Source organism: Pseudomonas sp. NBRC 111127 (genome assembly GCF_001320345.1).
In the GTDB taxonomy this organism is placed as follows: Bacteria; Pseudomonadota; Gammaproteobacteria; order Pseudomonadales; family Pseudomonadaceae; genus Aquipseudomonas; species Aquipseudomonas juntendi.
Genome location: NZ_BCBD01000183.1, coordinates 1 through 10,831, shown reverse-complemented (window position 1 = coordinate 10,831; position 10,831 = coordinate 1). Strand labels below are relative to the sequence as shown.

The following is a 10,831-nucleotide window of genomic DNA, read 5'->3' as shown; positions in this document are numbered from 1 at the left end:
TGAGCTGCAAGTGCAGTACAACGCCGACCACCGCGTGGTCGCCAGCCGCGACTACGGTGGCGAACGTTACGCCATCGAGCTGGACGAGCACGGCAACATGGTCGGCCTGGGCCTGCCAGACGGCAACCGGCTCGCCTTCAAGTACGATGAATACGCCCGCCTGGTGGAAGAAACCGATCCACTGGGGCGCAAGATCCAGTACGAGTACCACCACCTGACCACGCTGGTGACCAAAGTCAGCTACCCGGACGGCAGCACCTGGCGAGCGCGCTACGACGACAAGGGCAACCTGCTCGCCGAATTCGATGCCCTCGGCCAGATGACCGAGTACCTGAACAGCGATGACGGCCTGCCGCACACCATCATCGACGCGACCTACAAGTCCAAGTACCTGTGGTGGAACACGCTGGCCCAGGTCGAGCGTTACCAGGATTGCTCAGGCAAGAGCACGTATTATCGCTACGACGAGCGCCAGCACCTCGTTGCGGTGACCGACGCGCTGAACCAGACCACCACGCTGGAACGCAAGCCCGACGGCGAAGTGCTGCGCATCAGCCACCCGGACGGCACCACGGAAACCTTCACCTACAATGTGTACGGTCAGGTACTCAGCCACACCGACGGCAAGGGCCAGACCACCCGCCTGATACGCACGGCCCGCGGCCTGCCGAGCAGCCGCCAGGATGCCAAGGGCCAGCGGGTTCGCTACGAGTACGACAAGGCCATTCGCCTGACAGCGCTGGTCAACGAGAACAACGCCACGTACAGCTTTGCCTACGACGTGTCGGACCGGCTGAGCGAAGAGGTGCGGGTAGATAACCTGACCCGGCGCTTCACCTATAACGTTAGTGGGCACCTGACGCGACTGGATGAGATTGGCTACGGCGAAAATGCCGAGCGTCCAGAGCGGCACACGCTGTTCGAGCGTGATGCCATTGGCCGTTTGGTTGCCAAGATCAACCGTGATGCGAGCCAGACATTCGTATACGACGACGGTGACCGGTTGCTGAGCATCGAGCGGCAACCGACCGGGATCGGCAAGCAGCTTGGGATCACAGAAGAAAAGCTTGAGTACGCCTACGATCTGCTAGGCCGGCTAACGAAAGAAATCACCCCCGATGGGACGCTAGCCTACGAGTACGACCCGCTCAGTAACCTGACCACGCTGACTCTGCCAGATGGCCGCAAGGTCAACCACGTGTACTACGGCAGCGGTCACCTGCACCAGTTGAACGTGGACGGCCAGGTCATCAGCGACATGGAGCGCGATGACCTGCACCGCGAGGTGTACCGCACCCAGGGCAAGCTCACCAGTTGCTTCGGTTATGACGCCATGGGGCGCAAGGCCTGGCAGTTTGCCTCGACCTTGCCGGCCGACAAGCTCTCGCAGGTGCACAACACCGGCATCAATACCTCTTTGCTGGTCGAGCACGCCTACAACCCGATCCACCGCCGTTACCAGTACGACCCGGCCGGTGAACTGGTACGTACGCTGGACAAGCTGCGTGGCGAGATCAAGTACGAATATGAAGCCAACGGCCAGTTGCGCAGTCGCGATACCGGCTCGCTGATCGGCAGTGAGGAGTTCCGCTACGACCCGGCAGCCAACCGCCTGGACTTCAATGCGCGGCAATTCGACAAGGTCAAGGACAACCGCATCAAACAGTGGCGGGATCAGGAGTACCGCTACGACCCATGGGGCAACCTGATCGAGAAGCGCTCGGGGCACAGCAAGCTGCAGAGCTTCAGCTACGACTGCGAGAACCGGCTGGTGCGAGCGGAGACGCTGGTCAATGGCAAGCTGACAAGCCTAGGCGAGTACCGTTACGACAGCCTTGGGCGGCGGGTGGCCAAGCGGGCTGAGATCAATGATGAAGTCGAACTGAAGCACTTTCTGTGGCAAGGCTTACGGATGCTGCAGGAGGAAACGCCTGGGCAGAACATCCTGTACCTTTACGAGCCGGGTAGCTATGCGCCGTTGGCGCGGGTTGATCAGGTTGAAGGGGAAGGGCAGAAGGTCTATTACTTCCATACTGACCAGATTGGGACGCCGTTGGAGCTGACGGACAACGAGGGCAAGATTGTTTGGCAGGCGACGTATCGTTCTTGGGGTGCGATTGAGAGCCTGGCCGTCAAGCAGGTTGAGCAGAGTCTCCGATTCCAAGGTCAGTATTTTGATGGCGAAACAGGCCTACACTATAACACTTTCCGATATTATGACTCTGGTGCTGCCCGATTTGTTACGCAAGATCCAATTGGTTTGCTAGGGGGGCAAAATCTTTACAGGTATGCTTCAAATTCACTTGGCTGGATTGATCCCCTCGGATTGAGCCCTTGTGGTATTAAGTATGGTGAGCTGGATAGCTTGGGTCGCCCAACAGGGGTTCAGGCACGATTAAATTCTAGCCATATTAATAGTGGTACCCATGCTAATCCTAACATTCAACCCCCAGGGTTCATTACCGGGGCGGGCTCTAATAGGGCAAGAGGTCACTTGCTAGGACGGCAATTGGGTGGGTCCGGTGATGACGCGCGAAACCTCATCACAATTCAACAGCGCCCGGCTAATACGCCAGTGATGAGTGCTTTGGAGGGACGGATAAGAAAAGCTCTAGAGCAAGGTCAAGTCGTTGACGTAAATATTGTGCCAATTTACCATGGGCCATCCAGGATTCCAGCTGGCATCACAATTAAGGCGGAAGGCTCGGGCGGATTATTTGAAAACCTCACTGTACTAAACCCCCCAGGAATGTAGATATGGCTATTAATAAATTGACTGCACTAATGCCTTCTCCACAAAGCCCTGTAGATTCGGGAATGGGAAGAAAATGGCCTGAAATAGAGCAGGGTCTACCATTTCCATCAGACTATATTGATTTTATAAATTTTTATGGGTCAGGACGGATAGCGGATTTTATACTTATTTTCAATCCGTTCAGCAATAACGGACATATAAATTTTTTCGATCAGTTTAAGTTTGTGCTGGGTGATTTGAAGGAGCTAATGGAGTCCGATCCCGATTATTATAAATATTTAATTTATCCGGCTTCGGGTGGGTTGATTCCTGTGGGCGTGACTGATAACGGTGACTACATATTTTGGACGGTTGATTCAATAGAGGATAGTGGCTCTTGGGGAACTGCCATCGTTGCGTCTCGGTCTCCTGATGTTGAGTGTTTTCAGTCAGACTTGACTACAACTTTGGCGGGCATTCTTTCTGGAGGTGTAAAACCAAGTTCTTTCCCTGATTCATTTCCATCTGGAATAATTAAGTTTGATGTGTTTTAGTGGGGTCAAGAATTATGGCTCTATAGGTTTAGCTGGATCTCAATTTGATTGGATAGGTTTTGCATTTCAAAGTTTCGTCAAGAAGCTACAGCAATATCTGGCTTGGTCAAAGTGGTGGTATTTGTAGGGTTGTTCTTTAGTATTTGATTCCTAAGGCGACTGCCAATATTGTCTCAGTCATTTCAGTATGCTAACCCTAGGCCCAGGTCGAGCGTTACCAGGATTGCTCAGGCAAGAGCACGTACTACCGCTATGACGAGCGCCAGCACCTGGTCGCGGTAACGGACGCGCTCAACCAGACCACCACGCTGGAACGCAAGCCCGATGGCGAAGTGCAGCGCATCAGCCACCCGGACGGCACCACGGAAATCTTCACCTACAACGTCTACGGTCAGGTACTCAGCCACACCGACGGCAAGGGCCAGACCACCCGCCTGATACGCACGGCCCGCGGCCTGCCGAGCAGCCGCCAGGATGCCAAGGGCCAGCGGGTTCGCTACGAGTACGACAAGGCCATTCGCCTGACCGCGCTGGTCAACGAAAACAATGCCACGTACAGCTTTGCCTACGACGTTTCGGACCGGCTGAGCGAAGAAGTGCGGGTAGATAACCTGACCCGACGTTTCAGCTACAACGTCGGTGGCCATCTCATACGACTGGATGAGATTGGCTATGGCGAGAATGCCGAACGGCCAGAGCGCCATACGCTGTTCGAGCGTGATGCCATTGGCCGCTTGATCGCCAAGATCAACAGCGATGCAACGCAGACATTCGCTTATGACGATGGCGACCGGTTGCTGAGCATCGAGCGGCAACCAACTGGGACAAGCAAGAAGTTTGGGATCACGGAAGAAAAGCTCGAGTACGCCTATGACCGGCTGGGCCGGCTGACGCAGGAAATCACGCCCGACGGGACGCTGGGCTATGAGTACGACCCGCTCAGCAACCTGACGACCCTGACGTTGCCGGATGGCCGCAAGGTCAACCACCTGCACCAGTTCAACCTGGACGGCCAGGTCATCAGCGACATGGAGCGCCATGACCTGCACCGCGAGGTCTACCGCCCCCTGAGCAAGCTCACCAGCTGCTTCGGTATGACGCCATGAGTCGCAAGGCCTGCCAGCTTGCCGAGACCTTGCCAGCAGACAAGCTATCGCAAGTGCCTAGCACCGGTAGCAGCGCAACTAACCCTCAATTGGCCAAGAACGCACGGGGCTCGTGACGGGCGTCGCGGGTCAGCGCAGCCAGCACCTGCAAGGGGTTCTGGCCCAGCTCGATGGCCAGGCCCAGGCGTATGCTGTCGATCACCCGCTGCAGGCGCACTGGGTCGTTGCGCTGGGCTCGGGTGATCAGGCGCTTGGCAACCACGCCAGCGTCATCGGAAAGGGTCAGCATGATGCTGCCGTCAAGGTTGGCAATGCTCAGGTTTACCCGGTATTCGGGGGCGAAGGCGGCGCTGATCTGCTCGAATGGATTGTTCATGCCTGAAGCCTGCAAAGATGGACTGCAGAAATTGACCGGCCCGCACCCGGTTCGTTCAAGTAGGGCAATTGGCCATTAGCGCAACTACACTCCTTGCATCGCAGCCGCGACGCATGGCCAATGGCCGGCAAAGGAGTGCCCGTGCTTCCCTCATCCGCTGCCCGCCAGCGTGGCGCAATCGGCCTCATGGCCGTGTTTACGATGGGCCTGGCGCTGTTGTTCATGCTGCTGGTGATCGACAGCGGCCGGTTGTACCTGGAGCAGCGCAAGCTGCAACGCATTGCCGACATGGCCGCGCTGGAGGCGGCCGGCCAGTATGCCGTTTGCACCGGCAGCGGGCCGCAGGCCACGGTGGTTGCCCGGGCGGCGGCCACCCGCAACGGCCATGCGCCCGGCAACCCGCTGGCGGCCAGCTGCGGCTACTTGCAGACCGGCGCCAACAGCCTGCGCACCTTCACCACGGACAACAACCGCACCGAGGCGATCCGGGTGGATGTGAGCAACACGGTCCCCACCAGCGTCGCGGCGGGGGTGTATAGCCTGGCACAGGGCACAGGGGTGCCGCTGACCACCAGCTTGCACGCCCATGCGGTGGCATCGTCGCCTGTTCCACCGCAGGCCATGCTGAGTATCCGAACCACCCTGGCCACCGTCGATTCGCGACAGTCGGCGTTGCTCAATGCCCTGCTTGGTGCCTTGGGCGGTAACGTGCAGCTTGATGTGGCCGGTTGGCAAGGCATTGCCAGCACCCAGCTCAACGTGCTGCGCTACCTGGACCAACTGGCCATCGACCTCAACCTCAAGGCCGGTGACTATCGGCAACTGCTCAGCGCCGATGCTACCGCTACTCAACTGCTGCAGGCGGCGGTGAAAGTACTGCAGCAGAGCGGCGCGGCCGCCAACGTGGTGACCAACCTGGGCAAGCTGGCACTGGGTGCCAGCAACAGCACCTTGCTGCAGCTGGGCGATTTGCTCGACATCCAGAACGGCACCACGCAGGCCGGGCTGGATGCCAGCATCCAGTTGCTGCAACTGGTGCAGGGCGTTATCCAGCTGGCGGTCAGTGAAAGTGCGGCAACGGTGGACTTGCCGGTCAGCGTGCTGGGGCTGGTCAATGGCCGGGTCCGCCTGAAAGTGATCGAGCCGCAGCAGATTTCTGCGGTGGGTGACCCGCGCACCGATGAATTGCGGGTACATACCGCGCAGGTGCGGGCGATGATTTCGCTCGACCTGCCGCTGCTCGACTCGGTGTTCGGCTTGCTCAATGGGGTACTCGACCTGGTCGGGCCGATCACCAATGTGCTCAACAACCTGCTGAGCCTGAACCTCGCCAGTACCTTGCAATCGGTACTGTGCCTGGTCGGCGTGCCGTGCACTGTCACCGATATCATCCTGGTCCCGGACAAGCTATCGCTGGATATCGGCCTTGAGGTGGCGGAAGCGACCACGCGCCTCGACCCGCAGGCCCCAGGCACCTTCAGTTGTTCACCCAAGCGCCTTGTCACGCAGGCGCAAAGCTCGGCGGCCAAGGTTGCGGTGGGGCGTTTCGAGTCCAGCAATGCGTTCTTCATGAGCGGCACCACGGTGGTCAAAGCATTGCCGTTGGTGGACATCGGCACCAAGCGGTGTACCCAGTTGCTGGGCATTGGCACTTGCCAGGCGCGAGTTCCTTTCGCCGCTGGCGGGCTGGGCGTGCGCGTCAACAGCAAGGTTTTGGGTAGCGGGGCCGTTGAGCGTCCACTGGTGTTCCAGGCGCCCGACAGCGTGCCGCCCAACATCGGCCTCAGCCCTGCCTACCAGAGCATGCAAACCGCCAACAGCACGGTCGTCGGCAGCCTGGCCGAGACCTTGCAGGGCATACAGCTGGAAGCCTACAAGCCCACCGTGAACAGCGGCCTCGGCGATGTGCTGGTGCTGGTTGGCAACGTGCTCGGCACGGTCAAAGGTATCGTCGAGCCCTTGATCAGGAACCTGCTCAGCCCGTTGCTCGACCCCTTGCTCAACGTGCTGCTCAAGGCCCTTGGCATCGACCTGGTCAACGCCGAGGTCGGCGCCAACCTCACCTGTGCCAACCGCGCTCAGTTGGCTTTGTAGATCGGCAACCACACTTCGAAGCAGGCGCCTTCGTTGCGGTTGTGCACCGCCAGCCTGCCGCCCATGGCATCGACGATGCCGTGGCTCACCGACAAACCGAGCCCGGTGCCGACCCCTGCTGGCTTGGTGGTGAAGAACGGCTCGAAAATGCGCTCGAGCAGACGCGGGTCGATACCGCCGGCGTTATCTTCCACCAGCAGGCACAACTGCCCGTGCTCGATGCGTTGGCCTACGCGTATGTGTGGGTGGGCAACGCGCCGTTCCAGCAAAGCGTCCCGCGCATTGACCACCAGGTTGATCAGCACCTGCTCGAGCTGGTCCTGATGGCCAAGCACGTGCGGGCACCGCTCGGGCGCCTCGATGGCCAGCGTCACGCCTTTGCCGCACAAACCCTCGGCCAGCAGCCCCTGCGCACCGAGCACCGCCACCCAGGCGGCGAACACCTGCTGTTCCACCTCGGACCGCCGCCCATGGGTGCGCAAATGCTCGACCAGGCGAATGGCACGCTCCAGCTGGTTGTCGATGCGCTGCAGCTTGCCTGTGAGGTACGGAACATCGGCGGCACCGCTTTCCAGGCGTTTCAGCCCGTTGACCACCGCCAGGCGCATGGTGGTCAACGGCTGGTTGATTTCATGCACCAGCCCCGTTGCCAGTTCGCCCAAGGTGGCCATCTTGGCTGCTTGCAGCAGTTGCTGCTGGCTATGGCGCACTGCCGTGTTGTCGCGGGCAACTGCCTGGATCTCCACCAGTTGCCCTTGCTCATCGAACAGGCCACGCTCGGCCCACACCCACCAGGCGTTGCGGCGCCCCGGTAATTGCAGGCAGACCTCGGCACTGCTCAACGGCTGCTGCGGGCTCAGCGTGGCGAGGCGCTGCACGAACGCCGTGCGTTGGCTATCGCTCATCCACTGGCCCAGGTTCATTGCGCCGAGTTGCTGTGGCGGGCACTCCAGCAGCTCGGCCAGCGGCCGATTGCCGAACAGCAATTGCAGCGCAGGCGTGTACCGGCAGATCAGCGCGGGCGAGTCTTCCACCAGCGCCCGGTAGCGCTCTTCGCTCTGGCGCACGCGTTCGGCAGCCTCGGTGGCCTCGCTGACATCCAGCCACAGGCCCACGACCTCCACCGGTTGCCCTAGGTCGTCACGTAGCAGGCGGGCCTCGTCCAGTATCCAGTGATAGCCGCCGCGCTCATCACGCAAGCGGTAGCGGCTGCGAACCTGGCCGTCGCGCAGTAGCGTGCGCGTACGTTCCAGCCATAGCGTGCGGTCGTCCGGGTGCACCGCCTGGCCGGGCTGCTGGGCCAATTCGCCGTCTTTGGGCCAGCCTAGCAGCGGGGTAAGGCTGGCGCTGAAAAAGTCACTGTGCAGCGCCCCGTCGGCGTAGCGCTGGATGTAGATCACCGCTGGCGAGCTGGCGATCAGGTTTTCCAGCCGGGCGCGGGCCGCCCCGGCCTGTAGCTCCTGGGCTTTCAAGGCGCTGATATCGAGCACGAAGCCCTGAACCTGGCGGCCGCGCAGCTGGCCGACCCACTGCAGCCAGCGTGGGGCTGCCAGGTCGCCGGCGGGCAACAGGCGCAGGTTCAGGTTCAAGGCGATGCCGTCGCGCAGTTGCGCCAGCGCCATGCGTGCAGCTTCGCGGTCGGCCGGGTGCAAACGGCCGAACCATTGTTCGCAGGTGGCATCGCGCGGCAGGCCCAGGCGTGATGCCAGGGCTGGGTCGAATGCCAGTGGCCCCTGCAAGGGCCATGACCACCAGCCAGCGCCCAGTTGCTGCTGCAGTTCATCCAGGTGGCAGGCGCGCTGCTGCAGCTGCTGCTGGCGCAGGCGGCTGAGCAGCGGTTCGACCAGCGCGGGCAGCAGGGTAGCCTGCGCTTGGGGTGTGGGTGGCCTTGGTGCCCCGGCACACAGTAACCAGGCCTGAACACAGTGGCCGTGCTGGTAGGGCAGGGCCACCAGCGGCAGGCCGGCAGCCGACGAGTGCAGCAGCGGGTGCTCGGCCGTCAGCTGCCGAGCGGTGGGTGGCAACGTACGCAGCCAGGCACGCAGGCGCTCGTCGTCTGCCCAGGGCCAAACGGCATCGCTGCTGGCGTAGCTGTACCAGCCGCTGTCACCTGGCAGCAGCAGGCGCAGGGCCCCCGCCTGCCAGTGCTCGGCCAAGTATTGCAGTTGAGCGGTTGTGGTCGGCAGCAGGTGCTGTTCGTCGCAGTCACGCATGGCCCGGCCAAGCGCCAAGGCCAGGTGGTGCTGCGCCAGGTCATGGGCGTGGTTTTCGCGCTCACCCAGCAGGTCGCCGATATCGAACACCTGCAGCAGCCACCCGTCAGCCTGGCGCAGGAGCCAGCCGCGCGTATGCAGAGCAGTGCCGTGCACGGTCACGAAGTCCAGGTCCAGCGGCTGCCCCTGCCAGTCCGCCGGGGCGCCTTCGAGTACCAGCCAGCTATGCCGTTGCAGGTAGTCATGCACCCGCGCGGCGTGGTGCGGGCTTGCCGGCAGCAGCGTGCGCAGCGGCCCGGCCAGGCGCAGCACGTGGCCTTGATCATCCAGCCACAATTGCAAACCGATGGCTGGAGGGTGCTGTTCTGCCGGCAGCGGGGCCTGGCCGCCGAGCCAGCGCTCGAACAGGCCGTTCACAGTTGCAGGCTCGCTTCGGCACGCAGCCGGTCGGGTAGGCGCGGTACCTCGCCAATCAATGGCAGCACCAGCATGGGCAGCACATGAGTGAGTTTTGCCTTGGGATAATCGATGGCTACCGTCAGCAGCTTGTCGGAGCCCAAGGTGACCTGTGCGTCGCTGGCCGGCTGGAAGTCGAAGGCAGCAGGCAGCCACTGCAACTGCTGGCTGATGACCTGGCGGGCCAGGTTCTGCACATCGTTGGTGTAGCTGGGGCTGTCCGGGTCCAGCGCCACGCAGCGGCGCACCGCCTCGGCGCTGGCCTGGTTGAACGATTGCAGCATGAGCATGGGCAGGGAGTAGCTGACAAGGCCGTAGAACACGGCGAAGAAGATCATGAACACCGCGGCGAACTCGATGGCTGCCGCACCGTGCTGCCGTTTTGCCGGGCCTGCTTTCATGATTGCGTCTACCCTGACCATGTGTCCTGAACAACAGCATAGAAGCGATCGACGAACAGGGATGGCCAATTGCCCATGCACAGCCTTGCATTGCTGGTGTGGCTAGCGCTGTGCGCCGGGCAGGATGCCCGCGAACGGCAGATAGCCAATGTACTGACGCTGGGTGCCGCAACCCTTGCGCTGGCCTGGTTGCTGGCCACAGGGCGCAGTTGGCTCGGTGCCCAGGGCAGTGATGCGGCGCTGGCGTTGTTCATCGTGCTGCTGCTCACGCTGCCGGGCTACGCGCTGGGGCAGTTCGGGGCCGGTGACGTCAAGCTGCTCGGTGCGTTGGCGCTGGCCAGCAGCGTTGCCCATGTGCTGGTCACTTTCATTGCTGCGGGTGTGGTGCTGGTGGCCTGGCAGCTGGTCCGCCGAGGTGCGCGACAGCCGCGGCAAAAAAGGCCGTTCGCGCCCTGTCTGCTGGCAGGCTTTGCCGTCTCACTGGCCTGCCTGGGCTGAGCGTTGACGGCACGGCAAGCCCCCGCTAATTGTTGCGCTCGGTCATCTTGGTCCAGCGGTAGAAGTCGGGGATCTCGTACTTGTAGGTATCCAGCCAGCGCTGCATGGACTGGTCGCGTTCCCGTGCCGTTTGTACCTGCAGGTGGCGCGAGGCCTGTGCGCCGCTGGACTGCACGCGCAGCAGCCGCTCGGTGGCCGTTTCATCCTGAGGGCTCGGGCGCGGGTATTGCTCGGCGTGCAGCGCCGCGCTCCCCACGCAGCAGGCCAGCACCATCACGTACCTGATCATGTTCACCTCCCAGTTTCAATTGACCATCGGCTGCGATGCCTGGGCCGAGGCGACCGGGCCTCGGCCACCGGCCTTGATCTGCCCGGCCCGCGCCTTGGCCGCGGCAAACT

General features: G+C 61.7%; 8 protein-coding genes and 1 pseudogene. 5 read left to right on the top strand and 4 right to left on the bottom strand.

What is annotated here, in order from left to right; all coding sequences use genetic code 11:
* The 3 genes and pseudogenes from APH30_RS23750 to APH30_RS23745 all read left to right on the top strand — a co-directional run.
* On the top strand, window positions 1-2,755 hold a 2,755-nt coding region (locus APH30_RS23750), incomplete at its 5' end, for an RHS repeat-associated core domain-containing protein (protein WP_177333784.1).
* 2 nt (window positions 2,756-2,757) lie between these two features.
* Window positions 2,758-3,288: an SMI1/KNR4 family protein gene (locus APH30_RS28385; RefSeq protein ID WP_082416244.1), complete on the top strand. Its 531-nt coding sequence runs from the start codon at window positions 2,758-2,760 to the stop codon at window positions 3,286-3,288.
* A 200-nt stretch (window positions 3,289-3,488) separates the two neighbouring features.
* Window positions 3,489-4,462: pseudogene (locus APH30_RS23745) on the top strand (type IV secretion protein Rhs); the annotation flags it as partial.
* 17 nt (window positions 4,463-4,479) lie between these two features.
* On the opposite strand, the gene APH30_RS23740 reads toward APH30_RS23745, so the two are convergent.
* Window positions 4,480-4,770: a DUF3509 domain-containing protein gene (locus tag APH30_RS23740; RefSeq protein ID WP_009684480.1), complete on the bottom strand. Its 291-nt coding sequence runs from the start codon at window positions 4,768-4,770 to the stop codon at window positions 4,480-4,482.
* A gap of 141 nt (window positions 4,771-4,911) precedes the next feature.
* On the opposite strand from APH30_RS23740, the gene APH30_RS23735 reads away from it, so the two are divergent.
* Window positions 4,912-6,864, top strand: a complete 1,953-nt coding sequence (locus APH30_RS23735; RefSeq protein WP_256222123.1) for a pilus assembly protein TadG-related protein — start codon at window positions 4,912-4,914, stop codon at window positions 6,862-6,864.
* Here the strand turns inward: APH30_RS23735 and APH30_RS23730 are convergent.
* Window positions 6,849-9,494 (bottom strand): PAS domain-containing sensor histidine kinase, encoded by a 2,646-nt coding sequence (locus APH30_RS23730; protein ID WP_054913940.1) that lies wholly within the window; start codon window positions 9,492-9,494, stop codon window positions 6,849-6,851. The genes APH30_RS23735 and APH30_RS23730 overlap by 16 nt on opposite strands.
* Window positions 9,491-9,934, bottom strand: coding sequence for a TadE/TadG family type IV pilus assembly protein (locus APH30_RS23725; RefSeq protein WP_054913939.1), 444 nt, complete (start codon window positions 9,932-9,934; stop codon window positions 9,491-9,493). Before APH30_RS23725 ends, APH30_RS23730 begins: the two co-directional genes overlap by 4 nt.
* A gap of 75 nt (window positions 9,935-10,009) precedes the next feature.
* On the opposite strand from APH30_RS23725, the gene APH30_RS23720 reads away from it, so the two are divergent.
* A complete protein-coding gene (locus APH30_RS23720) occupies window positions 10,010-10,432 on the top strand; it encodes a prepilin peptidase (RefSeq protein ID WP_054913938.1) in 423 nt (140 codons plus the stop codon).
* A gap of 25 nt (window positions 10,433-10,457) precedes the next feature.
* Here APH30_RS23720 and APH30_RS23715 read toward each other — a convergent pair whose 3' ends face one another.
* Complete coding sequence (locus APH30_RS23715; protein WP_029885797.1) at window positions 10,458-10,721, bottom strand: DUF3613 domain-containing protein; 264 nt, start codon at window positions 10,719-10,721, stop codon at window positions 10,458-10,460.
* Window positions 10,722-10,831 lie beyond the last annotated feature (110 nt).